Origin of the sequence: Nocardia sp. CNY236 (genome assembly GCF_000482385.1) — a bacterium.
Taxonomy (GTDB): Bacteria; Actinomycetota; Actinomycetes; order Mycobacteriales; family Mycobacteriaceae; genus Nocardia.
On the sequence record NZ_AXVD01000007.1, the window covers coordinates 55148 to 79622 of the forward strand.

The window sequence follows — 24475 nt, forward strand, 5'->3', positions numbered from 1 at the left end:
GTCACGACTGGGTTCGACTCGACGCGGGCAGGTCGACCGGTGCACCGACGATGTCCGGTCCAGTGATCGTGAGCGCCGTCGGCAGAGCTGCGAAAGCCTCCTCGACACAGCCAATGAGGGACGCACGCGCACCGATGCCGCGGCGGGCCGAGTGCCGTTGAGCACGAACCCAGTTCTTGGCGCCGCAGCGCCATGCGGCCATGGCCAGCTCGGGCAGCAGTCGAATCCGTAGGTCGGCATGCCGGTCGACACCGGTGCGCGACTCCAGGGTGGCCACCAGTCGTTCCTGCGCAGACAGCGACAATGTATCGCTGTGGTGGCGCACCGCGATGTGGTGCACCACCAACCTGCGGGTCGCAACGAATCGTCGCTCCCAGTCGGCATCCCGATGGTCTATCGCCGCAATCATCGTCACCCGAAGCGTATCCATGACCGCCGACTCGCGTCCGAGTCCGGCGGCAGCGAACGCGGCAAGGTAGGCATTCCACAGCTCCGACTCCGCGGACAACGCGAGATCTTCCTTGGTTGGGAAATACCGCAGCAGGGTTCGTTTGGATACTTCCGCCGCGTCCGCGACCCGATCCAGCGTAACCGTCTCGAAGCCGTCGTCGGTGAACATGCGCACTGCGATGTCGGCGAGTTGTCGTCGAGTCTGTTGTTTCTTTCGTTCCCGCAGCGACACCACATGCTTGCTTCCAGCCGAAGAGTGCGTCGTCACCTTCGAATCATCTCCGCCTCACCCTTCCATTCAAAGTGGCACTGAGTATACTTTGTCACTCGGTGTAATTTTTGAGGAGTGGATGTGATCGGCGATGCACGGGCCGCGACGCGGCGCCATGCCGAAGTGACCCTGCTACTGTTCGCCTCCACCTTGGGGGTCATGGCGGGAGCGATCGTGATGCCCGTCTTGGAGGTCATCCGGGGCGATCTCGGAATCAGCAGCACTGCGGCGGGCTTCATCATCACCACGCACGGCTTGGCGATTGCGGCGGTCAGTCCGCTGATCGGTCGCGCAATCGATCGTTGGGGGGTGCGGACCCCACTGGCAGCCGGGCTCGTGCTCTACGGTGTCGGCGGTGGCGCGGGCGTATTCATCACGTCGTTTCCACTGCTCATCGCAAGCCGAGCGCTCCTGGGCATCGGCGCGGCGGCAGTATTCAGCGGCACTACCGTGGCGATCTTGGCAATGGCCGACGGAGCGCGCCGCGATCGCCTGATGGGCTGGCGTACCACCGCCACCACTGCGGGCGGGCTCGTCTGGCCCGCACTGGCTGGCGTCTTGGGTGAAATCGGTTGGCACGCCACATTCGCGATCTATTGCGTCGGTATCCCCCTCGGAATTGCCACGATGCTGCTGATCCCAGAACGAACCAGCTCGGAACAGGGCTCGGGTGCTCGACACCGCGGGTCGGCATGGGATCTGCTGCGCCGCCACCGGATACTTGTGGCCTGGTACGGGTTGATGATCACCACTGGTCTCATGATGTACAGCCTGGCGGTGTTCCTGCCAACACGCTTGGCTCAACTCGGGATCGACAAGCCGATCTTCGTGTCGTTGTTCATGGTGGTGCAGGCCAGTGCATCCATCCTGGTCGGACTCGGATATGCGCGCATCCGAGCACGATTCGGGTTCACTGCACTGTTGCGCACCACGGCGGGCTGTTGGACTGCGGCATTCACAATCCTCGGACTGGCCGACCACCCGGTGCCGGTATTCCTCGCGTCGGCACTGTTCGGCCTCGGCAACGGGCTACTACTGCCCGTGATCACCGTTCTCATCGGTGAGACACCGCCGTCATCGCAACGTGGGCTGGCGACATCGTTGTCGGGCACAGCAATGTTCTTCGGCCAGTTCGTATCTCCGCTGGTGTTCGGGCCGGTGATGGAGGCCACCTCCATCACGGGCGGATACTTCATCGCCGCCGCTCTCGCGGCCGTGATCCTGGTGGCGCTATTGTCCACTCGAGTCGCCGACCCGACAGAATCTCGGGAGGAGTCGACCTCGACGGCCGCTCAGGATCGCACCGATCTTCCAGCGGAACGCACTGTTAGTTGAACCCAATCATACCGATTCAGATTCGTCACGTGATCAAATGAATACAGCGGATCCGGCCGCAACCCGTCTCGAACTGTGGTTCGCCGAATGTTTGCCTCAGATGGCGCGGAACGCCTCGCCCGATGTCATACCGACCTTCGGTTCCGTCTGGGTGGCCATCCTATTCCGCGGTCCCCGCGTCCTACCGATCCGCCTATCTGCTGGCAACGCTCGATCGGCCGGAAAATATATCAAATCTCGCGTTCGAAAGCCCATTAGGGCCAACCTAATTCACGTGACCGTGCATCACTGAGGAAAATTTACACCGATTTCAAGAGAATTAGTGTGATCAGTGTACTCACCAATCGCGTGCCCACAATGTGGGAACATCGTGGGCGCTCACTTCCAAGCATACTGGCAAACATTCTGCAAAATACTACGTGTGCCATCGTCTGCATACGTCGGCAACCGTGCGAATATGTACGGCTCGAGATGCCCTTCGGCTATCTTTGTTGTCGACCACTCGACACTCCCTGTTCGGGCTAGTGTGGTAGATTCTAATCGTTGCTGACGATACTTCAATTCGAGCATCGCAAAGGGGAGGCTGCGCCGACAATTCAGTGTGCTTCATCCGTAATTCGTCGACGTGGACCCCTGTTGTTCGCAATGGAACGCGGTGGTGCAGGTCGTTATATATCTGGAACGATACCGAAAGAGCTGCCGCACATGCGAGCAATGATTGTATGCAATAATGCCGAGAATCCAGTCGAGCTGATCACTGGACTGACTCGTCATGGGCATATGGTTGCCACGTCCCAGAGTTTGGATGATGCGCTCGGGAAAGTGCACAATTTCGACATCGTATTTCTGTACCCCGACCTCACTCATAAGTGTTGCTTCGAAATATGTCAGCGCATACGCACTCAATCGGACATACCGATTGTCATTCTGGGCACCGACGAGTCCGACGAGTTCGATAGAATACTCGGACTCAGGCTGGGAGCCGACGATTACTTGATCTGGCCTACGAGTATACATGAATTGGATGCTCGTATGGATACCGTATTTCGGCGAATCGGTGAACGCGCCCCTGCCGAAGTGCTCGCTGCCGGCGGGGTACACCTCTACCCGAAACGCCGACAGGTGTTCGTACACAATCGCGAAATCGAACTCACACGCAAAGAATTCGATCTCCTTGCCCTGCTGCTCTCCGATCCCGGTGCGGTATTCACCAGGGAGCAGATCATGGGTGAGGTCTGGGGATACGACGGCGCAATAGCCAGTCAGACGCTGAGCGTGCACATGGTGGGTCTACGGAGAAAGATCGGCATCAAAGGATACATCGAGACAGTGCGCGGTATCGGTTTTCGGATCATGGCGAGGGTGACCGAAGCATCGCTCGGATCCATCGGATTCGATCGGTCACCGCCGACCGCGCTCTGAGAGCGTGACCCCTTTCATGGTGAGCGCTGGCGTCGACACCGAGCACTATTGCAGATCGGTACCGCGTCAGCGCGACGTTCGACCGACCGTCTTCAAGGTTCGCTCCACATCCATGCTGTAATAGTATTTCCGACCGGACGCAGTTTTTCTGCGCCATTTGTTCTCACTTGCCAATCGGTAGACACTCCCGGTGGGAACTTGCCAAGCATACGATATTTCCGACGAACTCAGCCATCGTCCACCATTTCGGGAGCCGCTGGATCGCTCTTTCAACCACGTTGTGGCCGACCACCGGTGTCCACTATCGTGATCACACATTACTTCCGCGGCCGCAAGTGTGTCTCGAGCGCCCAGCACTGCAATCAGTGTGCCGGAGCATCGAGGTACAGAACACGATCCTACAGCGAACCGCCGCGGCGGATTCGGGTCGATCATGCGGCGGGCGTCACGCACCAATCGGGAGATTTCGTTCGTTGCTTCGGCAGCAGCGGAATGCCGCGCAAGCCAATCGATATTCTCTCGGAGAAACTCGGCTCGTTCCTGGACGCAACGGCCGGGATGTGGCAGGCCTCGTTCGTCGACGATCAAACCACACCATGCTCCGAGGACACTGCGGATCGTGTATCTGACGTCCGCGACAGTAGCATTGAATGGCATTCCTGGAAGCGGACCGCCGGATGTTCGCTCTCGACTACTGCGCGCCGATGAAAGAAACTCCGCACATTCTTCGTGTAGGTCGGGTAAAGCGATGAGATCGCGGACCATCGCGTCGCAACAGGCGTTACAGATTGTGGCGCCGGGAGCGATCGACCGTGGATCGAGTCCATCCGCTACACGGCTTCGGCACGACTTGCCCGAACAGAACGAATTCGTTTCACTCATGTCCTACTCACTTACGCAATGATTCTGTGCGCGCAACGTTGGGGCACAAGTTTCGGGCTGGCAGGCAAAGGTCCACTGCCGAGTGGAAAAGGTCTCCCTTTGAACAGGGCGGGAGATCGAGTTCGGGCGCCGCCCGATGATCCAGAGCGTCGCCGACATTCGCAATGGTTCGAGGCGAAGCATCGGACAGCGAGCGTCGGATAGAGACCGCATCGGTGCGGATCCTTCTGCTGTGTCCTGGCGCCCGTAACTGCCGGTGACAATCTGGGACCTCGTGGTTGCGGCGGAATCGGGAATGCGCGGAATACTCGGCCGTCGCCTCAGGACGCCGGCCGAGGCTACCCGCTACCCTCGATCGGGCTTGCGTGCTACACCCGCATACATGTTGCGCTGCCCGGATGGCGCGTCATCCGGGTCCGGCCGCCACTGCGACACGAAAACCAACCCTGGATCGACCAGTTCGAAGTCGCCGAACAAGCGGATGATCTCGGCCCGCGTGCGCGGCACGATCGGAGACTCGCCGTGACTGCGGAATCCGTCGATCGTGTTCTGCATGGTGCGGGGGTCACTGTCCCAGGTGAACGAGGACAGCGCGAGGAAGCTGCCCGGTGCGATCGCAGTGCGGAAGCCCTCGGCGATCGCCCACGGTTCGTCCTCATCGGCGAGGAACTGGGTCACACCGAGCATCAGCAACCCCACCGGTTTCGACAGGTCGATCAGACCGCCGACAGTGGTGAGAACGGCGTCGGGGTCACGGATATCGGCCGCGACGATCGTGGTGTGCTCGACTCCGTCGAGCATCATTTCACCGTGGGCAACCGCGGCGTCCTCGTTGTCGACGTAGACCACTCGGCAGGTCGGATCGATCCGATGGGCGACCTCGTGCACATTGTCCATGTTCGGCAGTCCGGACCCGAGATCGAGGAACTGCGTAATGCCCTCTCCGATCAGGAATCGCACCACCCGGGCCAGGTATTTACGGTTTGCCCTGGACATGTCGCGTGCAGGGAGAGTCCTCAGCACTCGATCGGCCAACTGTCGGTCGGCCGGGAAGTGCGAGCTGCCACCGAGCAGGTAGTCGTAGGCGCGGGCGGCGCTGGGCGCACCCTCATCTATTTCCGTTGGTATCCACTGGGTTTGGCTCATCGTTCAGCTCTCTCGATTCGTGGATCGTGACTAACGGTCATCGCACACGAGCGCAATACCGTTAACTTACTTGCTAGTACGTTGGTGTGCTGCGCGAATACGTTGTACGCCTGAGTTTTTCGCGTATGCATGGACGACCGGCGTTGCGGGGGATGCAGCACCCGATGGTCGGCAGCGCCGGTATCGCTCAGGATGAGGAGCCGAACCAACGGTGCAAACTGTCGGCCAGGCTGTCGTCGCTTCCCGGCTGCACCCATGCGACATAGCCGTCCGGCCGAACCAGCACGGCCGCCACCTCGTGGAGTGGATTCTCCCGATCTACTTCGGGCAGTTCGGCATGGACGACACGAATGCGGTCGGTCCACTTCGATGCAACGTCCCACAACGCCGGTTTGTCGTCGAAAAGCAACAGCACGCCGCGTGCAGCATGCAGCAGTTCGGTACTGATGATCTTGTCCCCACCGCAGACCAATGGTCGAGGAGGTAGTCGCATACCGAGCAAAGGATGCTGTCCGGCACCCACGTCGTAGCGGACGTCGAGGCCGGAGACCATCCCGACGAGGTGTCGTGCCACGACGTCGTAGTCGACGAGTTCGGAAAAGACCTGACGGACCGGCTGCATCTCGTCCCCGCCGAGGAACAGTTTGCCCTGCGCCTGGGCGTTCATCAACAGCCGTTGTCCCACGGGATGCCGCTCATGGTGATAGGAATCCAACAGCTGCACCGATCCGGTTCCCTGCACGACAGCACCCAGCTTCCACCCTAAGTTCACCGCATCCTGGATGCTGACGTTCATGCCTTGCCCGCCTGCCGGAAGGTGAACGTGGGCCGCGTCCCCGGCAAGCAGTACTCGGCCGCGGCGATATTCGGTGACCTGACGCGCCGGGTCACCGAAGGCGCTGGTCCAGACCGGAGTCGCGGTGGAAATATCCTGCCCGGTCAGTCGTTGCCATGCGGCGGCCACCTCGGCGAACGATGGTGGTTCGGTCCGCCGCTGGGGCGGAGTTCCCTGCTCACACACGATGATCCGGTGCACATCGTCACGGAGTCGTGCTGCCATGACCATGCCATTGGGCACCGTCTGGCCGATCAGTCGCGGTTCGATGTCGATGTCGCGCAGGTCGGCCAGGAACATCTCTCTGGTCGGTGCGGTACCCGGGAAATCGAAACCCGCAAGTTTGCGTACGACGCTGCGGCCGCCGTCGCATCCGACCACGTACTGCGCCTGCAGTGAATAGGTCGCGCCCTGCCCGGATATCTCGGCGGTCACCATGTCACCGTCGTCGACCAGCGACACCAGTGCGTGCCCGCGTCGGAGGTCGACGTCGAGATCGTGTACCCATGCTTCGAGAACCTGCTCGGTTTCCGACTGGGAGACTCGATGTTTGACCCCGGCATGGGCGTCCGGGAGCACCGAGAAGTCCAGTGGAATACCACCGAAGTGGCCTTGCACGCTCGTCTCCAGCTCGCCGAACCGGGGCAACAGTCCCCGCTGGTCGAAGACTTCCATGGTACGAGCGGAAAAGCCCAGTCCGCGCGATTCACCGGTGCGTTTCGCGAGCCGCTCGACGACGATGGGGTGCGCCCCGGCCAAGGTGAGCTCAGCGGCAAGCATCAGGCCTGCCGGGCCGGCGCCGACGATAAGTACTGACGTATCCATTTCTCTTACCCGTTCAGACGCTGTAGGGAGTCTTGGCGCGCGCATCTTTGAGCGCGTTTGCCCACCAGACGAGTTGGTCGAGCATGTCTTTGGCTGCGGCCTCACACGCGGCGCGGTCTTTGGGAAGCCCGTCTGTGTCGAAGGCCTCGGCGCAATCGCGGAAGCACACCGTGGACTGGATGGTCATCGCATGTAGCTCCGCGAATACTGCACGCAGATGCTCCACCGCACGCAGCCCGCCCGACATACCCCCATAGCTGACGAATCCGACGGGCTTTGCCCGCCATTGTGTGATGTGCCAGTCGATGAGGTTCTTCAAGCCTGCGGGGTAGCTGTGGTTGTACTCCGGAGTTACTACCACGAAAGCATCGGCACTTTCGATGCGCGGGCTGATCTCGGCGAGTACCTCGACCATGTCCGGCGCGGGTTGCCGGGTCGGGCCGGTAAGACTCAAGGGTACGTCTGCCGCATCGATGACGTCCACGGTCAGGTCCTCGCGATGGCCGGCCTCGGCGGCGAACCATTGCGCCACGGTCGGACCCAGCCGCCCGATGCGGACACTGCCGGTGATGATTGCCAGTCGGATAGGTTCGTTGAGCATAGATATCTTTCTCTTGGCACAGAAATAGGAAAGCGCTCGCCGCGCCGCGGGCTACCGCTGCGACGCGGATCGAGTTCGGCGCTCGGATACGACGCCGAAACCGGCTATAGCCACGCTCAGCGCGGCTGCCGCGATGAGGACCGCCCCGGTGTGCCGATGATCGACAACCGCTGCTGGCGCTGTGTCGGCCAATCGCCACGACAACACCGCCAGCATGGACACGGCCCCGAGTTGGACACCGGTTTGATGGGTGGCCGCCGCCATCGCACGATCGGCCGTCGGTACCCGTGATACGGCTTGGATGTTCAGTGCAGCGAACGACAGCGCCAGACCCGCACCCACCAACAGCAGTGTCGGCAACAGATGCTCGACGTAGGACTCCGCCCGCGGTTGGGCGGCGTAGAGCACGTATGCGAGCAGGACCGCGCAACTGCCCAGCAGGATCGGCCATGGCGCGCCGTAGCGGCGCACCATCCGGGTGGACCACCGTGCGGTCAGCGCCAGCGGCACGCACGCGGGGAGCAAAGCCAGCGCGATGACCAGAGGCGACCACCCGAGTCCGTAGTGCAGATCCACGGTTGTGATCACCATCAGGTACAGGAACGAGCCATTGAGTAGCGCTCCGCCTGCGGCCGACCGCAGCAGCGCACCGTCTCCGACGAGTCGAAACCGCAGCGGCGTAGGCGCGTCTACATCCCGTGGAAGCACACGCATTCCGCACAGCAGCAACACCAGCGCCACCGGAATCGGAAACCATTGCGTCCACCGCCACGTCCACTCTGCTGTCAGTAGACCCGAGGCCAGCAGACCCACGGTGAAGCCGCTGGCGCCGAACTGCGAGTAGATCGACAGTGCCCGATCCCGTAATGCCCCTTCGGGAAAACTGCTTGCAATGATCGCCAGTCCGGTCGGGGCCGTCAGGGCCGCACAGGCGCCCTTCACCAGTCGACTCGCCAACAGCATGGCGGCGTTGTCCGCATACCCACCGAGCACGCACGCCAAGACGAACACCAGTAGGGCGATCAGGAAGACACGCCGCCGGCCGAATCTGGACGTGAGGACCGGTGCCAGGAGCACAAGTCCTCCGAACCCGAGCGCAAACGCGGTCATGACCAAAGGCAACGACCACAGCGCGAGCCCCAAGTCCGCGGCAATCGCCGGAAGCGCGACGATCACAACCGATACTTCCAGCGCGTCGAGCAACATATTGGCCGACAACACCGCCACCAGGACCCACAGTGCCGCCGACGCCTGCGGTTCACTGGCCGACACGGACACGGCTGGCCGACTCATGACCCGACTCCCCCGTCAGCCGAGCAGCGAGCCGCCGCTGGCATCGATGAACGCGCCGGTGATCCATCGAGCATCGGGAGAGGCCAGGAAGGCCACCACATCCGCCACGTCGGCGGGTTCCCCCAGCCGGCCGAACGCCGATAGTTCGGACATCTGGGCCACCGCCTCGGGGATGTCGAACACCGGGCTCCCATTGTTGGTGATGCCGGGCGCGACACTATTGACAGTGATCCCACGCGGACCGAGATGTTTGGCGAAGTGGAAAGCAAGCTGCTCCAGAGCGCCTTTGGTCATCGCATAGGCAACTTCGTCCGGATTGGCGAATCGGGTCAGCCCAGAAGAGATTCCAATGATCCGGCCTCCGTCGGGCATCATGCCGAGCGCCCGTTGAGTGATGAAGAACGGCGCCTTGGCGTTCACAGCGACGAGCCGATCGAACAGCTCGGGCGTGACTTCCTCGGGCGCAATGCCTCCCATGATTCCGGCATTGTTCACAACGATGTCCAGCTCTGCTCGACTCGCGCGCTCTTTCAGTTTGCGTTCGACCGCCTCGAAGAGGGTGTCGACATCGCCGGGCACCCCGAGCTCGGCCTGCACACCGAACGCGGCTCCGCCGGCAGCCTCGATTCCAGCGACGACCTCGTTGGCCGTGTCGGTCTGTCGCGCGTAGTGCACCGCGACGAGCGCTCCCTCACGGGCGAGTCGTTCGGCGATCGCTCGGCCGATGCCGCGGCTCGAGCCGGTGACCAACGCTGTCTTACCGGTCAATGTTCCCACGTGAATCTCCTGTTCTTCATCACTTCTGAGTCCGCATCAGGACTCCGGCGCGCCGAACCAGCGACGCAGCGCGTCCGCAAGTTCGACGCGGTCGCCATCGGCCCACACGATGTATCCGTCCGGCCGCACCAGTGCCGCGGTGAACGTCGGGTCCGCCTCGTCGGCCGGGGTTGCATGCACCACGGAAACTCGACCCCCCCAGCGTCTGACCAGGTCGTCGGTTGTGCGGTCACCGGCAAGCTCGAGAAAGACCCCTTTGCCGGGCTCGAGCAGCGCGAAAGTGTCCCCCGCTCCGAACGCGGTGTGCAGCTGTCGATACGGGACCGTGCGACCGAGCCAGGTGTGTGCCCCCTCGGCAATGTCGTAGCGGATGTCGTGCCCGCTGATCACTTCGGCGAGGTGCCGGCGCACCGAGTCGAATCCCGCCAGTTCCCGCGTCAGCGTGCGTAGCGGGTCGATATCCATACCGCCCAGCAACAATAATGACTGTGCGGCAATGTGTTTCAACACGCGCTGCCCAACGGCGTGACGTTCGGTGTGGTAGGTATCCAGCAGATCGGACTCCGGACCGTGTCGCAGGTGAGCTGCGAGTTTCCATCCCAGATTTGCCGAATCCTGGATTCCCAGATTGAGCGCCTGGCCGCCGACCGGCATCTGAGCATGTGCGGCGTCACCCGCCACCAGGATTCGCCCCTGACGATAGGACTTCACCTGTCGCAGGGTGTTGTCGAACGTGTTGACCCACACAGGTCTGCCCAGTCGAATGTCCTCGCCGGTAACCCGCTCCCACGCCGCTGCGACCGCGGAGTACTCCGCCGCCGGAGCGCGCCCCGGCGGCGGACCAGCGAACTCGTGCACCATGACCCGGGTCGTGCCCTCTGCATTGGTGGAGGCGATGGCCAGCCCGTTCGGATGGCGCTCGAAACGTCGATCCGGGATGTCGATACCCCGGACATCCGCCCGCCAGAGCAGCCGGTCGCCCGACTGTCCCGGGAAATCGAACTCGCCCACACGGCGCACCGTGCTGTGTTCACCGTCACAGCCGACGAGATAGCGCGCGCGCATACGGACGAGTCCGTTCGGACCCTTCGCGATTGCGATGACGTGATCACCGGTGTGTTCGAGGTCGATGACCTCATGGGATCGGCGGATGTCGGCCCCGCGCGCCACCGCAGCACGCTGCAGCACAGCTTCGACCCGTGACTGCACCACCTTCCATTGACCACTGAACGGACTGGATACCGTGAGGTCGAGCGGGATCCCGCCGAAATGACCCATTGCGATGCGGGATGGGTCACCGAATTCGCGCAGCAGTGCCCGCTGCGCGAACAACTCCATCGTCCGGGCATGCAGGGTCGAGGCCCTCGACTCGGTCATCGGCTGGTCGAGGCATTCGAACACGGTGGTCGCCACTCCGGCCCGGCACAGCTCGTGCGCGAGCATCAATCCGACCGGACCGGCCCCGACAACCAGCACATCGCAGATGTCGTCGACTCGAGTGCGTCGCTCAGACGCGTTGTTCGACATACTGTTTCGCGTGCTGGAGCGTTGCTCGGCTATTGGTGCCCAAGGCGTTCCGGATGAACGCACGCGCCTGCGCGGAATCGGCCCCCGCACCCAGGATCGGTTCGATGTTCTCGCGCCGGATGATCACGGTGTGCTGCGAGGTGACGAACACTCCTGTTTCGGTTCCACGCACGGACCAGCATCCCGTGTGCAGCTCCATGAGCGCGGGCAGTCCGATCTGCTTGTAGATGATGCGATCGTGCGGGGAACAGATCCGAATGGACGTGGTGGTGTGGACCGATCCGTCCGCAGCCTCGGTGGTCATCTCCAGCAGTTGCTGCCCCGGGACGTCCTCCTGTAGGGCGACCTCGGCGACGTGCGGGAGTCGCTGCGGCCACAGATCCGCACGGTTGAGGAAGTCGTAGACGTCCTCGGCTCGGCCAGGGACGCTGATGCTGTCTTCGAAGGACAACATCAGTTCTCGATCGTCGGCCGTCCGGGTGGCGGCGGCGCTCAGCGCCGCCAACTCCGCTTGGCTATTGCGATCGACCGCCGCCTCGATCCAAGCCAGTCCCTCCGGATCGTCGTTCACCGCCCGATAGTCGTGATAGAGCCGCACCCGAGATGTGCTTGCGCTGGTCGGCTCGACCACCCACTGCCCACCCATCGCCGCCACCGGAGGCGCCGACACCTCCTGCCGGAAGGTGACCTGCCGGCGTTCATGGTCGAATTCGCGGCGCGATATCCATGTCTTGACCGACCCGTTCGCCGTCGCCCAGATGCGAATCCTCTCACTGTCACCGGATCGCTCCAGACACTCGACATGCACGGTCGGCGGAAAAACCGTCGGCCAGTCCTCGACTCCGATGATCAACCGGTAGATGACTTCCGCGGGAGCATCGATCGAGATCCCATGCTCCACGCGTCGTGGTTCTGCTTGCATCAGCGCTCCTCCAGAAGTCAGAAATTGCCCAGTCCGCCGCAGACATTCATGGCCTGAGCGGTGATCGGTGCTGCAGTGTCGGAAGTCAGATAGCGAATCAACCCCGCGACCTCGTCGGGAGTGGAGTAGCGCCCCAATGGGATCTTCGCTTGGAACCGTCGCATGACCTCGTCGACGGGCACCTGCCACGCAGCGGCGTAGCCTGCGCGGACCCGCTCCGCCATCGGCGTTTCGACATACCCGGGACACACGGCGTTGACGGTGATGCCTGTCGGCGCGAGCTCGTTGCCGAGAGCTTTGGTGAAGCCCACCACCCCGTGCTTGGAGGCGCTGTAGGGCGCACCGAGCACCACGCCCTGCTTACCGGCTGTCGATGCGACATTGATGATTCGGCCCCAACCACCGGCTCGCATACCGCCCCCGGTCAGCACTTCCCGGGTCATCCGGAAGACACTGTTGAGGTTGGTATCGATGACGTCCAACCACAACTCGTCGGCGATTTCCGCGGTAATACCGCCGCCGCCACGGCCCGCATTGTTGACCAGGATGCCAATGGGGCCGTAGCGATCCACCGCCGAGCGTACGAGATCGGTGACGCTGTCCTGGGACCGCACATCGCAGGCGCTTCCGTCGGCCTCGTAGCCGAGCTCACGCAGTTGCTCGACTGTGGCTTGCACCGCGCTCTTGGTTCGGGCGCACAGATACACCCGATGCCCTCCGGCCGCCAGCGTCGTGGCTGCCGCCAGCCCGATTCCACTGGTGCCTCCGGTCACGACGACGGTTCTGGCCGACTGCTCCGGTTCGTTTCTCGTACTCATAGCGAGGGCTCCGTTGCTAGTTGCTGATTGACGACCTCGAGCAGCGCCCTGGGTGTGGAGGCGTCGATCAATACCGAATCCTCGAGCTTCACACCGTATTCGCGTTCGATCCTTCCCGCGGTCTCCAGTAGGGCCAGCGATTCGTAGCCCAGTTCCTCGAACGGCGTATCGATGATGTCGCCGTCGAGGCCTTCGACCTCACCTGCGGCCGCTCGAATCACTCGCCGCAAGTCGGCGAGTTCGAATTCTTCGACTGACAAATCTCTCTCCCGATTCGAATTTCGGTCGGCGTCACTCACACAGCGCCGACGATGAGTGCGGAGTTGAATCCGCCGATACCCCGGCCGAGCACCATGGCGTTTCGCACGGTGGCCGGGCGCGTCTCGGTGACCACGTCGAGGTCGTAGCTCGACATCGGGTCGATGTTGGTCGTGGGGGGTATGCACCCGTCACGAATGGATAGCAGGGCAGTGGCGACATCCAGCGCGCCGGCACCACAACCGAGCCTTCCCGTCATGGTTTTCGGGGCCGTGACCGGAACCTCACACGGCCCGAACACCGCGCCGATGGCCTCGGCTTCGATCTGGTCCAATTCGAGATCTGCTGCGGCGTCGGCGAATACGACATCCACATCGCCCGGCGCCAATTCCGCGTCGGCCAATGCGAGTTCGATAGCGCGGCGCAATCCGGGTTCGTGCCCGCTACCGGGCTTGGGATCGAAGGTGGTCGCGTACCCGGCGATCGTGCCGTATATACGTGCACCGCGATCGCGCGCGGCTGCCATATCTTCCACTGCCAGTAGTGCGCCGCCTTCACCGGGCAGTTGACCGTGTGCCTCGGCGTCGAATGGTAAGTAGGCGCGATCGGCCAGCTCGCTGGTGCTGATCCGGCCGCTTGCCTGCAGCGCTACCCAACCCCAGGAACAAATCGGCGCATCGACACCTCCCGAGAGCACCAACGCGCTTCCTCGGCGAATCTCCCTCCGCGCCTGGGCCAGCGCATCCAAACCACCTGCCTGGTCGCTCACCACGACACTGCTGGGTCCACGCATACCCTGTCTGATCGAGATCTGACCGGTGTTCACCGCATAGAACCACGCGAAGGACTGATATGCGCTGACGTGGCTGCCGCCTTTGCTCCACAGATTGCGCAACTCCCCCTCGCCGAACTCGAACCCGCCACAGGTATTGGCGGTGACCACGCCCATGCGGAACTCGGCCATGTCGGATGTCCGGATGTCTCCGTCCTGTAGCGCCCAGTCCGCGGCCACGAGAGCCAGCTGTGTCATCCTGTCCGTCTGTGGAAGCAGCCGCTTGGGCAGGTGGTCCTCGGCGTCGAAGCCTGAAATCTCTCCTGCCAGCGTGCTCGGGTACTGCGTGATATCGAACCGTCCAACCCGCCCGATTCCGCTTTTTCCGCTACAGGTGGCCGACCAATAATCGGCGACTCCGAGACCATTGGGGGCGACCACACCGAGGCCAGTGATCACTGCCGAAACCGTCACGCTGCACGCCTTTCCGGATGAGTGAGGACCATTGCGCTCTGGAAGCCACCGAAACCGCTTCCGACTGTCAGCACGACATCTGTCTTCCACTCGCGCGCGGTCACTGGTACGTAGTCGAGATCGCATTCTGGGTCGGCCGTGTGCAGATTGGCAGTGGGCGGCACGGCATTGTTTTCTATCGCCAAGACAGAGGCGGCGATCTCGACAGATCCGATAGCTCCGAGCGAGTGCCCGATCATGGACTTGATCGAACTGACCGGCACCCGATAGGCCTGCTCACCGAGTGCCCGTTTGAATGCGGCGGTCTCGTGCCGATCGTTCTGCTTCGTTCCCGATCCGTGCGCATTGATGTAATCGACGTCGCTGGCTGCAACTTCCGCCTCGATCAGTGCCGCGCCGATTGCATCGGCCATTTCCCTACCATCGGGTTTCAACCCGGTCATGTGATACGCATTGCTGCGCGAGGCATATCCCGCTATTTCAGCGTAAATTCGCGCTCCGCGCCTTTGCGCGTTCTCTCTCTCCTCGAGCACGAAGATGGCGGCACCTTCGGCCAGGACGAATCCGTTGCGTGAACGGTCGAACGGCCGGGAGGCGCACTCCGGTTCATCATTGCGCGGTGTCGTGGCGCGAATGGCATCGAAGCACGCCACCGTGATAGGAGATATCGGAGCATCGGTGGCGCCGGCGACCATGACGTCGGCCGAACCTTCGCGAATGAGTTCGACCGCGTGGGCAACCGAGTCGATTCCGGAGGTGCAACCGGTCGAGATCACCGACGTGGGTCCCTGCGCGCCGACCAGCCAGGCCACTTCGGTGGCGAACGAACTCGGAACGAAATAGTTGTACAGGTGCGGGACCGCGTACTCGTGATCCACCAAATGCAACCGACCATCATCGCTGACGACCCGATATTCCTGGTCGAGACCGGTGGTAGCGCCAACGGCGCTGCCTACGGTCACACCCAGCCGGTGTGGGTCCAGTGCGCCGGTATCGAGACCGGCATCACCGATGGCCTCGCGTGCCGCGGCCACTGCCAGCTGAGCCGCCCGGTCCATGCGCCGGATCTCCTGCACCCCCAGACCGTGTTCGGCAGGCACGAAGTCGATCTCGCCCGCGACCTGCGAGCGGAAGGAGGAGGCATCGAAGAAGGTGACCCCACGAGTCGCGGTACGCCCCGCGAGCAACAGATCCCAGAATGCGCGCTTTCCGATTCCTCCCGGCGCGAGCACGCCGATGCCAGTAACAACTACTTGACGTTTCACCGCAAACCTCTCGGTATACAAACCACTTGCATTGGCCGGTATGAGCGGCCGAACTTCAGGAGGACTGTGTCCAGTGATAGAACCGTGTCGCCATCGCATCGGACGGTGAGCGCCAAGTGTCTGGATCATAGGCGCTGATGAACGGTTCGAGGTCGCTGCTGATCCGCACGAAGGACGGATGCGACTTCATCTTCTCGATCGAGGAAGCACGGTCGGCCGACTCGAATTCTTGAAGGTGAAAATAGAGTCCACGATAGTGGAAGAGTTGACGAGTAACGGTGCCCATGAGTCCGGGCATCTCACTCTTGTCGAACTCCTCGAAGATCTTTGCTACAGACGTCGACGACGCCGGATTCATACGCGCGACGATAAGTGTGGAGTGCATTGTAAATCCTTGAGAAACATGCCCTGCCGCACCCGAAATGCCGGCAGCCAGGCGCGCCGAACCATCGGGTGGGGAAGCATTCCAGGGGCGACGAATTCATCGACAGAACATCCACTGCCGGGGATCTGCAACCTCAGTGTTTGCTGTCCCTCGAACACAAAAATGGGGATGTTATGAAATATCTTCTTCGGCTCTGCTCCATCCGTCAATAAGACGACATCAAATCTTCCGCTATCTTTTCACTACGCGAACCTTAGGGCAGTGTTAAGTCGCCTGCTCACAGCCACTGGCCTGGTGTTGTGCGCCGCTCACGGTCCGGAGCAGCCTGCTCGGCATGGTCTAGCTCGACGGCGGGGCCGGCGGTTTGGACTGGTTGGCGGGCCTGCCGCCTGCCGGCTCCGGACGGGTCCATTCGGTGAGCAGTCACAACACGCCCGACTCGACACCGTGGTGTATCTGCTTGTCGAGCAACGACTTCCATCGGCACGGGCAACGGGCGGCCGGTCGCCGACCTCGTGTATTGCAGCTAGAGTGCAATCGCTGTCGGCGAAAGCCACTCCGAGGATCTGTGTAACGAAGGACCAATTGATGCGGCCAGCCTTCTCGTCCACTGTTCTTTCCGCTCGGCGCCGAGCTTTCACGCGTGGAGTGGGAGCCACTGCCCGGCTCACGGTCACACTCGTGGTCTCCGGTGCACTGGTCGGCACCACCGCGCTAGCGCACGCCGCCCCCGACAGTGGATCCGCCGGGGGGCCGGTGAACGCGGTCGCTCCACCGCAACAACCGACGTCTGGTCCGGGTGGCAGTGACTACGCCTACACGGACATGCGAGTCAGCTCCGGCGGCGAGGGCGACAACGCGTGGTTTGCGTTCGAGCCTGTCGGGGGTCCGCCTTTGGCGAGTGCCCCACTAGCGGTGATCACGCATGGCTTCGGTGAGTACTCCGGCTACGAAAAGCTGCACGGGCTCATCCGTCACACGGTTCGCAAGGGCAGCGTCGTCATCTACCCGCGCTGGCAAGCCAGCCCGCGCACCCCATGTCCGAAAGGGCCGGGCGACATCGAGCCCTGCGTGCAGTCGGCGGTGGAGGGCATTCGCGGTGGGCTGAGCTTCCTGCAGTCCGACTCCGCGCGGGTACAGCCACAGCTCGACCGCACCAGCTACTTCGGCTTGTCGTTCGGTGGCATATTGACCTCCAACTTCCTCAATCGCCACGAAGCCCTCGAATTGCCACGTCCTCGAGCGGTCTTTCTCGATGATCCCCACGACGGCGGGTTCGCCGGCAAGGGTGAGCCTGCACTCGACGACACTCTCGCCGGCATTCCCGCGGATACGCTGTTCCAGTGCCATATCGGCGATGAGGGGATCGTCGCGCTGGAGGGTAACCAGGACTCCAGTTGCAACGCGCTCTTCCCGAAACTCGGCCATATTCCGCCGGCCAACAAGAACATCGTGCTGACCTACACCGACAAGCACGGCACTCCCCCGCTGCTGTCCGCGCACGGTGTGTCCAACGGCTCGCCGAACCCCGACACTCGGGGCTCCATCGACGCCTACGACTACTTCTTCATCTGGAAGGTCTGGGATGCCCTGCGTAGCGCAGCCGACAGCGGCGCCGACCGCGAATACGCTCTCGGCGACACGCCCGAACACCGGTACATGGGCACGTGGAGCGACGGTACCCCGGTCACCCCGCTCAAAATCCAGGATCACGCACCCATCCGTCCCTGAGCAACGCCCGGCGACAGCGCCTCATCCGCCGTGGCGGTCTCCGCTGAACGAGGCATTGTGACTCTCGGCGTCCCTCCGTGGCGGCGCCGGTGGTTCATTTCCCCTTCGGCGACAGATTGCCGATCCAGTAGCCGGTACCGCTACGACGTCTATTCTGAAGATGGATTCGCGCGGCGGCTGGAGGGCACCTCGCAATGTCCGTCGCGTTCGGCTACGCACTGAACAGGAGTGATGTGGCATGAGCGACTTCGACCTCGCCTACCCCCGCGATATGGTCGGTTACGGGCCGAATCCACCGCACCCACACTGGCCCGATGATGCGAACCTCGCGGTGCAGTTCGTCCTCAATTACGAAGAGGGCGCCGAGAACTGTGTCCTCGACGGTGACCCGGCAGCCGAGAGCTTGCTGTCGGATGTCGTCCCGATGGACGTGTATCCGAACCGAAACCTACCGATCGAAACGATGTACGAATACGGGTCGCGGGCAGGGCTGTGGCGAGTGCTACGAGCATTCGCCACCCGCGACATCCCCTTGACGATCTTCGCCGTTGCCCGGGCACTGGAACGCAATCCCGCTGCGGTACACGAGCTCAAACGCATGAACTGTGAAGTCGCATGCCACTCGCTGCGGTGGATTTCTTATCAAACGGTCGATCCCCGAGTGGAGCGCCAGCACATCGACGAGGCTGTGCAGATCATCACCAGGTTGATCGGTGAGCCGCCGCGAGGGTGGTTCACCGGGCGCGTTTCTCCGCAAACTCGGGAGCTGGTCGTCGAGCACGGCGGCTTCGCCTACGATGCCGACTCCTACGCCGATGATCTGCCGTACTGGGTGAAGGTGAATGGCCAGGACCACTTGGTGGTTCCCTACACTCTCGAGGCCAACGATATGAAGTTCACCTCCTACGCCGGCTTCGCCACGGGTGAGGAGTTCTTCTCCTACCTGAAAGATGCCTTCGACGTGCTCTATGCCGAGGGAGTGGCCGGCGCGCCGAAGATGCTCTCGGTGGGTCTGCACTGCCGCCTCTCCGGACGCCCCGCTCGCACGGCCGCGCTGCAACGTTTCCTCGACTACGTCCAGTCGCACGACAAGGTCTGGATGGCCCAGCGAATCGACATCGCCAACCACTGGGCAAAAGTGCACCCACCGAACTGAGTTCTGCCGCATACTCGACTGTGCAGCTCTGGGGCTCCTGTGATGGAATCCGATCACGGATACCTCCCCTGGTGGTCAGCAGGCGCCACCAGCGCCTGTAGCTGCGTGTAGGACAGCGTCGCACGTTTCATTGGCAGACCGTCACGGATGGCGGTCGCTGTGGCTGCGGCCGCCGCCAAAGCGTTGCGGTATAGCAGCGAGCCGAGACTGATCCGGCGCACGCCCAATGCCGCCAGATCGGCAACGCTGGGGCCGGTCGGCTGGTACAGAAGGTTCAGCGGGACGGTGAGGGTGTCCATCACAGCAGCAATCCTGTCCGGATCCGTGAGCCCTGGCACGAATACTCCGTCTGCACCTGCTCGTTGGTACACCGCGAGGCGTCGTCCGGTCTCGTCGTGTTCCTCCTGCCCTCCGGACCAGTAGGTATCGGTGCGAGCGTTCACGAACAGTGCGGGAACGGCGGTCTTGACCGCGGCGATCTTCTCAGCGTGCAGTTCCATGGGAGCGAGGGTGTTGTCGGGCCGGCCGTCTTCCAGGTTGATTCCCGCTGCCCCCAGCTCGTGCAGGGTTCTGGCCAGCTCCGCCACATCGTTCGGGTCGTCGCTGAAACCGCCTTCGACGTCGACGGTGAACAGAAGGGAGCCTTGTCCGAGCCGGTGGGCCAGGGCCACGGTCTCCTCGGCGGTCGCCGCCGCCCCATCCGGCAGTCCAGCAGCCGCGGCCACGCCCAGACTCGTGGTCGCGATCGCCTCGAAACCCTGGTCCACCAGAATGGCTGCGGAGGCGTAGTCCCAGGCATTGGGGAGTAACAGTGGGGTGGTCTGGTCGTGTAAACGAGCGAAGGTGGTCTGCGGACGCTGGAGCAGACCGTGGGCGTTGGTCATGGCCTCGACGCTAGGGCCGTGACAGTTCGGTGCTCCCCGAACTGTTCGTGCGCCATCATGGCTTCATGGCCCCCCTCGCCGAGATCGCCGGCCTGCTCGCCGACCACACACGTGCCGCCTTCTGCCACGCGCTGCTCGACGGTCGCGCCTGGACAGCGGGCGAACTCGCTCGGCACGCAGGGGTGCGACCCTCCACGGCCAGCCAGCAACTCTCCCGACTCATCGCCGGCGGACTGCTGACCGCGGAACGGCAAGGCCGCCATCGCTACATCCGGCTGGCAGGCCCGGAGCAAGCCGCCCTGATCGAAACCCTCGCTTCATATGCCGGCGAGACAACGCCCCCGCAGAATCTGCGCGAATCGGTTCGATTCGAGGCTGAAGCTCGGGCCCGCACCTGCTACGACCACCTGGCGGGTCAGCTGGGCGTGGCCTTGGCAGACGCAATGATCGCTCGAGGTCTGGTTGCCACCGACTCCGGGCTCGCGGTCACTCCCGAAGGCCGGGCATGGCTGACCGATGCCCTCGGCTACCAGCACCCTCGAAGCTCCCGGCGGCCCCTCGTCCGGTCGTGCCTGGACAGGACGGAGCGCCGGCCCCATCTCGCCGGCGCACTGGGCGCGACCCTGTGCGCCACAGCGCTGGAGCGACAATGGGTGCGGCGAGTCGGCTCTGGGCGGGCACTGCGGGTGACACCCCAAGGGGCGCAGGCGTTCTGGACGCTGCTGAGGGTCGAAGTGTAACCAAGGGTGTGGCGTCCGTCGAGCATGGCGGGCGACCAACTGGCCGTCGATCCCCTCCTACCCGACGAGCTCTTCAGCCGGATCGGACGACACCCTTGCGTGCGGCATTCCGGCTTGTGCGCTGGTTGGCATTGAAACGCGCCTTCTTCTGACGATTCCCGCACGTGTTCATGTCACACCATCTGCGGGTGCGACTTCGACTGGTATCGAAAAAGGCAGCCTGGCAGGTCGGCGAGGCGCACAGGGCCAATCTTCCGTCTCGTTCGCCCGCGAGGATGCCGATCGCGTCGGCGGCGATCACGCTCAGGGCATCTTCGACACAGGAAGCCGAGCCGAGTCGCCAGTGACGATTGCCCTCGGGCGTCAAGACAGCCACGGCCCGACCCTGAATGCTGCAGTCATTGATGATCTGGATGGCAGACGCAGGCACGGTGTCGTCGATCGCGGTTGCCGTTGCGGCGGCGTGAATCGATTCCCTCAATTCCCAAGCGAGTTCGAGCTGGGTGGCGGTGCAGGACTCCACGGCCAGGTTGTTCACTGCCAGCCAGTCGACGAGTCGCTGCGGGGTGGGAATGCGCTCTACAGCATTGCCACGCCGCTCCGTCAGAGTGGCCGTGAAACTGGTCGCTAGCACGTTGCCGAGACGAAAGTCAGGGAACCGACCGCGCATGGAACCACCGTAGCAGGTTGCATGCTGACATAGGACATGTTAGAACCACCATAGGCGGTTCATTGAAGGTTCGAGCCGGTTTCACGATCCCCCAGGAGGTCTCATGCCCACACGTTGGTTCGTCTTTCCTTCTGGGGTCGGCATCGATCGAAGCGCTGTCGCTACGGCAGCTCACCTCGGTGACGACATCTCATGAACTGTCCAACCGGCGCCGTGGAAGCATTCGAAGCCCACGCAACCGACGCCGACCTCGACGATCTGCGCGCGCGATTGGCCGCGGCGCGGCTACCGGAGCCCGAGACCGTCCATCGCGCCGCACCCGGCCGTCGCCGTTGGGAACAGGGCGTCCCTCTCACCGACCTCGTCGATGTCGTGAACTACTGGCGCACCGGGTACAACTGGCGGTCGTTCGAAGAGCGCCTCAACCGCATCGGCCAGTTCCGCACGACCATCGATGATCTGAGAATCCACTTCTTACACCGACGATCCACACGCGCAGATGCCACTCCTGTGATCGTGACACACGGGTGGCCAGGCAGTATCGCGGAGTTCACCGATGTAATAGACGAGTTGGCAGATCCGAGAGATGCCCACGCGCCCGCGTTCCACGTCGTGGTTCCATCGTTGCCAGGCTTTGGTTACAGCGACAAGCCGGCCACCACCGGGTGGGGAACCGAAAAGATCGCGGCCGCATGGGTGGAACTCATGGGCAGGCTCGGCTATAGCACCTTCGCAGCTCACGGCGGCGACTGGGGAGGCAATATCACCACGGTCCTCGGCGGCAGATTCCCGGCGCACGTTCTGGGCATCCACACAACGTTCGCAGAGGGACCGCCCGGGGTGACCACGGAAGGGCTGACGGCGGTAGAACGCAAGTGGACCGAGGAAACCCGCGATTTCTGGCGCCACCGCGCGGCGTATGCGAAGCAGCAGGCCACCCGACCGCAGACCATCGGCTACTCGCTGGTCGACTCACCAGTCGGGCTTCTCGCCTGGATTCTCGACAAGTTCGCCGAGTGGACAGATACCGAAGACAGCCCGTTCGAGACAATTTCCAAAGACAGCATTCTCGATGATGTCACCCTGTATTGGCTGACCCGGACCGGCGCATCGTCGGCCCGCATCTACTACGAAAGCCACAACCGTCTGGACCCCGACCTTCGGGTCGACGTCCCGTCGGCGATCACCATGTATCCCCGCGACATCGAGAAGTGTCCGCGCTCCTGGGCACAACAGCGGTACCGACAGCTCGTCCGATGGCGGTCGCCCGGATTCGGGGGACATTTCCCTTCGCTTGAAGTTCCCGAGTATTTCGTCAAGGACCTGCAGGAAGGCTTGGCGGCAGTGCTGGCCGCTGATCGGCGGACGCGGATGGACGCCGGGACTCGGAATTGTTCCGGCGCATAGGTCGGCATCCCGCCCGCCGCTCGATGCGTGAATCGGATGTAGGGCGACCAGCCTGACGGGCAACGGGCCAGCCTGGGACACCGACTCGATGAGTTCGGTGGTGGTTGGCTTCGGTGGTGGTTGGCTCAGCCACGGCAGCCTCCTCCGGGATAGGCGGCAGCAATATCGCGACTGCCGCCAACGGTAACGCCGGGTCGAACGGTCCATCTGGCCTGCCTCCACCCTGCAGATGCATCTGCATATCACGTCATACTGCGGATGAAAGAGGCTATTAGGCTGCGTGCATGCCAGAAGTGTCTCTCTCTGCCGACGAGGCGCGCCGAATCTTTCTGCGCGCCCAAGGCCTGCTCGGATCTCCGTACGGCAGGCGCGGCACTCCTCGTGCCGTGCTGCAGCAGCTGGGCGCCGTGCAGCTCGACACCATCTCCGTGCTGGCCCGCTCCCACGAGCTGGTGCCCTACGCTCGGCTCGGCGCTGTCGGCCGCAACGTGGTGGAGGCGGCGTACTGGCAGCACACCCGCGCGTTCGAATACTGGTCGCACGCCGCGTGTGTGCTCCCCATCGACGCCTGGCCGTTGTACGCCTTCCGGCGCCGCGCATTCATCGAGCGCGGCCACCGTTGGCACAGGTTGGCCGACCGCGAACGTTCCTGCGCCGAAGTGCTGGCCCGGCTACACGGCGAGGGCCCGATGACGGCCACCGAACTGGGCGGCGCGAAGAACGGCGGCCCCTGGTGGGACTGGTCGGAATCGAAGGTCGCCATCGAGTGGCTGTTGGACACCGGTGTGGTCGTCTGTACCGAACGTCGGGGCTGGAAGCGGGTGTACGACATAGCCGAACGGGCGGTGCCTGCTGAGTTGCTGGCGCAAGACATGGACGACGCAACCTGCCTGCGCGAGCTCACCGCACGAGCGGGCGCGGCGCTGGGGGTGGCCACGGTGAAGGATCTCGCGGACTATCATCGGCTGACGGTGGAACAAGTCCGCTCGGCGCTGCCCGGCAGCGGTCTGGTCGAGGTGTCGGTAGCCGGCTGGGGTAGGGACGGACGGACGGCTGTAGCCTGGGCCGATACCGCCGCCTTGGAACACCAGCCGCGCGGTCGCCACCGCACCACGCTGCTCTCGCCCTTCGACTCGTTGGTGTGGGACCGGGCCCGCACCGAACGAGTCTTCGACTTCACCCACCGCCTCGAGGCATATGTCCCCAAAGGCAAACGGGTGCACGGCTATTTCGCCATGCCGCTGCTGTCGGGCGGGCGTCTGGTGGGCAGAGTGGATCCGGCGCGTGAGGGCCGGACCCTGGTGGCGCGTCAGATCTCGCTGAACGGTTCCAAACACGTACCCGCTGCGGCGAAAGCGCTTCGGGAGGCCGCCGAATGGGTCGGCTGTACCGACGCGCGCGCCGACCGGGTGCTGCCCGAGACGCTCACCACGCCACTTGCTGCCGCGCTCACCTCGGCCTGATCAGCTCGGCCCTCACCGCTGGTCACGGCCCGGCGACCTGTGCGCGGAAGAATTCTGCTTGCGGTCGGCCACTCGGTGGGCCAACGACTGCAGCTCGTAGCGAAGCTCGGCGTCGCCGCGGAACAACACGTCGACCCTGCGGCGTCGATGTCGACGTGCGACCTGG

Annotated in this window: 22 protein-coding genes; 7 read left to right on the forward strand and 15 right to left on the reverse strand. The window is 63.2% G+C overall.

The genetic code is table 11. The annotated features are described in order from the left end of the window. Nucleotide 1: 1 nt before the first annotated feature. Nucleotides 2-718: a TetR/AcrR family transcriptional regulator gene (locus K940_RS0106390; protein WP_155980763.1), complete on the reverse strand. Its 717-nt coding sequence runs from the start codon at nt 716-718 to the stop codon at nt 2-4. A gap of 84 nt (nt 719-802) precedes the next feature. Between K940_RS0106390 and K940_RS27155 the strand changes: the two genes are divergently transcribed. After that, nucleotides 803-2056 (forward strand): MFS transporter, encoded by a 1254-nt coding sequence (locus K940_RS27155; RefSeq protein ID WP_196812115.1) that lies wholly within the window; start codon nt 803-805, stop codon nt 2054-2056. 1032 nt (nt 2057-3088) lie between these two features. Next, nucleotides 3089-3478, forward strand: coding sequence for a winged helix-turn-helix domain-containing protein (locus K940_RS32855; RefSeq protein ID WP_196812116.1), 390 nt, complete (start codon nt 3089-3091; stop codon nt 3476-3478). A 1227-nt stretch (nt 3479-4705) separates the two neighbouring features. Here the strand turns inward: K940_RS32855 and K940_RS0106420 are convergent. From K940_RS0106420 to K940_RS0106475, 12 genes are all read right to left on the reverse strand, one after another. Further along, a complete protein-coding gene (locus tag K940_RS0106420) occupies nt 4706-5506 on the reverse strand; it encodes an SAM-dependent methyltransferase (RefSeq protein ID WP_028476858.1) in 801 nt (266 codons plus the stop codon). Nucleotides 5507-5693: 187 nt separating this feature from the next. Continuing rightward, complete coding sequence (locus tag K940_RS0106425) at nt 5694-7166, reverse strand: FAD-dependent monooxygenase (protein ID WP_028476859.1); 1473 nt, start codon at nt 7164-7166, stop codon at nt 5694-5696. Nucleotides 7167-7179: 13 nt separating this feature from the next. Then, nucleotides 7180-7767, reverse strand: a complete 588-nt coding sequence (locus K940_RS0106430) for an NADPH-dependent FMN reductase (RefSeq protein ID WP_028476860.1) — start codon at nt 7765-7767, stop codon at nt 7180-7182. 51 nt (nt 7768-7818) lie between these two features. Beyond that, a complete protein-coding gene (locus K940_RS0106435; RefSeq protein WP_028476861.1) occupies nt 7819-9060 on the reverse strand; it encodes an MFS transporter in 1242 nt (413 codons plus the stop codon). 15 nt (nt 9061-9075) lie between these two features. Continuing rightward, complete coding sequence (locus K940_RS32860) at nt 9076-9837, reverse strand: SDR family oxidoreductase (protein ID WP_051406941.1); 762 nt, start codon at nt 9835-9837, stop codon at nt 9076-9078. Nucleotides 9838-9873: 36 nt separating this feature from the next. Next, nucleotides 9874-11364 carry an FAD-dependent monooxygenase gene (locus K940_RS0106445; protein ID WP_036527721.1) on the reverse strand — a complete coding sequence of 497 codons (1491 nt, stop codon included), beginning with the start codon at nt 11362-11364 and terminating at the stop codon, nt 9874-9876. Next, nucleotides 11345-12286 (reverse strand): aromatase/cyclase, encoded by a 942-nt coding sequence (locus K940_RS0106450; protein ID WP_196812117.1) that lies wholly within the window; start codon nt 12284-12286, stop codon nt 11345-11347. The genes K940_RS0106445 and K940_RS0106450 overlap by 20 nt, the downstream gene beginning before the upstream one ends. Nucleotides 12287-12303: 17 nt before the next feature. After that, nucleotides 12304-13104: an SDR family NAD(P)-dependent oxidoreductase gene (locus K940_RS0106455; protein WP_028476864.1), complete on the reverse strand. Its 801-nt coding sequence runs from the start codon at nt 13102-13104 to the stop codon at nt 12304-12306. Then, nucleotides 13101-13364, reverse strand: a complete 264-nt coding sequence (locus K940_RS0106460; RefSeq protein ID WP_028476865.1) for an acyl carrier protein — start codon at nt 13362-13364, stop codon at nt 13101-13103. Before K940_RS0106460 ends, K940_RS0106455 begins: the two co-directional genes overlap by 4 nt. 35 nt (nt 13365-13399) lie before the next feature. Continuing rightward, nucleotides 13400-14608, reverse strand: coding sequence for a ketosynthase chain-length factor (locus K940_RS0106465; protein ID WP_028476866.1), 1209 nt, complete (start codon nt 14606-14608; stop codon nt 13400-13402). Then, nucleotides 14605-15873: a beta-ketoacyl synthase gene (locus tag K940_RS0106470; RefSeq protein WP_028476867.1), complete on the reverse strand. Its 1269-nt coding sequence runs from the start codon at nt 15871-15873 to the stop codon at nt 14605-14607. The genes K940_RS0106465 and K940_RS0106470 overlap by 4 nt, the downstream gene beginning before the upstream one ends. Before the next feature lie 55 nt (nt 15874-15928). Next, nucleotides 15929-16258, reverse strand: a complete 330-nt coding sequence (locus K940_RS0106475) for a TcmI family type II polyketide cyclase (RefSeq protein WP_028476868.1) — start codon at nt 16256-16258, stop codon at nt 15929-15931. Between the two features lie 648 nt (nt 16259-16906). On the opposite strand from K940_RS0106475, the gene K940_RS0106480 reads away from it, so the two are divergent. Together K940_RS0106480 and puuE are read left to right on the forward strand one after the other, a co-directional pair. Continuing rightward, nucleotides 16907-17989: a hypothetical protein gene (locus tag K940_RS0106480; protein ID WP_028476869.1), complete on the forward strand. Its 1083-nt coding sequence runs from the start codon at nt 16907-16909 to the stop codon at nt 17987-17989. Between the two features lie 238 nt (nt 17990-18227). Beyond that, nucleotides 18228-19145 (forward strand): allantoinase PuuE, encoded by a 918-nt coding sequence (gene puuE, locus K940_RS0106485; RefSeq protein ID WP_028476870.1) that lies wholly within the window; start codon nt 18228-18230, stop codon nt 19143-19145. Between the two features lie 53 nt (nt 19146-19198). On the opposite strand, the gene K940_RS27170 is transcribed toward puuE, so the two are convergent. Then, nucleotides 19199-20029, reverse strand: coding sequence for an isocitrate lyase/phosphoenolpyruvate mutase family protein (locus K940_RS27170; protein ID WP_036527723.1), 831 nt, complete (start codon nt 20027-20029; stop codon nt 19199-19201). A gap of 65 nt (nt 20030-20094) precedes the next feature. Here K940_RS27170 and K940_RS0106495 point away from each other — a divergent pair, with 65 nt between their 5' ends. Continuing rightward, nucleotides 20095-20769, forward strand: coding sequence for a helix-turn-helix transcriptional regulator (locus tag K940_RS0106495; RefSeq protein ID WP_028476871.1), 675 nt, complete (start codon nt 20095-20097; stop codon nt 20767-20769). A gap of 73 nt (nt 20770-20842) precedes the next feature. Here the strand turns inward: K940_RS0106495 and K940_RS0106500 are convergent, their stop codons facing one another. Further along, nucleotides 20843-21439, reverse strand: a complete 597-nt coding sequence (locus tag K940_RS0106500) for an ABATE domain-containing protein (protein ID WP_028476872.1) — start codon at nt 21437-21439, stop codon at nt 20843-20845. 192 nt (nt 21440-21631) lie between these two features. Here K940_RS0106500 and K940_RS27175 point away from each other — a divergent pair, with 192 nt between their 5' ends. Beyond that, nucleotides 21632-22846 (forward strand): epoxide hydrolase family protein, encoded by a 1215-nt coding sequence (locus K940_RS27175; RefSeq protein WP_051406942.1) that lies wholly within the window; start codon nt 21632-21634, stop codon nt 22844-22846. Nucleotides 22847-23130: 284 nt separating this feature from the next. Continuing rightward, complete coding sequence (locus K940_RS0106510) at nt 23131-24309, forward strand: winged helix-turn-helix domain-containing protein (protein ID WP_028476873.1); 1179 nt, start codon at nt 23131-23133, stop codon at nt 24307-24309. Nucleotides 24310-24475 lie beyond the last annotated feature (166 nt).

What these genes read in the sequence shown, in the direction of transcription:
- K940_RS0106450 (WP_196812117.1), bottom strand. Translation starts at nt 12,286, where the DNA reads ATGCAAGCAGAACCACGACGCGTGGAGCATGGGATCTCGATCGATGCT.
- K940_RS0106435 (WP_028476861.1), bottom strand. Translation starts at nt 9,060, where the DNA reads ATGAGTCGGCCAGCCGTGTCCGTGTCGGCCAGTGAACCGCAGGCGTCG.
- K940_RS0106425 (WP_028476859.1), bottom strand. Translation starts at nt 7,166, where the DNA reads ATGGATACGTCAGTACTTATCGTCGGCGCCGGCCCGGCAGGCCTGATG.
- K940_RS0106455 (WP_028476864.1), bottom strand. Translation starts at nt 13,104, where the DNA reads ATGAGTACGAGAAACGAACCGGAGCAGTCGGCCAGAACCGTCGTCGTG.
- K940_RS32855 (WP_196812116.1), top strand. Translation starts at nt 3,089, where the DNA reads ATGGATACCGTATTTCGGCGAATCGGTGAACGCGCCCCTGCCGAAGTG.
- K940_RS27175 (WP_051406942.1), top strand. Translation starts at nt 21,632, where the DNA reads ATGAACTGTCCAACCGGCGCCGTGGAAGCATTCGAAGCCCACGCAACC.
- K940_RS0106495 (WP_028476871.1), top strand. Translation starts at nt 20,095, where the DNA reads ATGGCCCCCCTCGCCGAGATCGCCGGCCTGCTCGCCGACCACACACGT.
- K940_RS0106475 (WP_028476868.1), bottom strand. Translation starts at nt 16,258, where the DNA reads ATGCACTCCACACTTATCGTCGCGCGTATGAATCCGGCGTCGTCGACG.
- K940_RS0106420 (WP_028476858.1), bottom strand. Translation starts at nt 5,506, where the DNA reads ATGAGCCAAACCCAGTGGATACCAACGGAAATAGATGAGGGTGCGCCC.
- K940_RS0106500 (WP_028476872.1), bottom strand. Translation starts at nt 21,439, where the DNA reads ATGCGCGGTCGGTTCCCTGACTTTCGTCTCGGCAACGTGCTAGCGACC.
- K940_RS0106510 (WP_028476873.1), top strand. Translation starts at nt 23,131, where the DNA reads ATGCCAGAAGTGTCTCTCTCTGCCGACGAGGCGCGCCGAATCTTTCTG.
- K940_RS27170 (WP_036527723.1), bottom strand. Translation starts at nt 20,029, where the DNA reads ATGACCAACGCCCACGGTCTGCTCCAGCGTCCGCAGACCACCTTCGCT.
- K940_RS0106430 (WP_028476860.1), bottom strand. Translation starts at nt 7,767, where the DNA reads ATGCTCAACGAACCTATCCGACTGGCAATCATCACCGGCAGTGTCCGC.
- puuE (WP_028476870.1), top strand. Translation starts at nt 18,228, where the DNA reads ATGAGCGACTTCGACCTCGCCTACCCCCGCGATATGGTCGGTTACGGG.
- K940_RS0106445 (WP_036527721.1), bottom strand. Translation starts at nt 11,364, where the DNA reads ATGTCGAACAACGCGTCTGAGCGACGCACTCGAGTCGACGACATCTGC.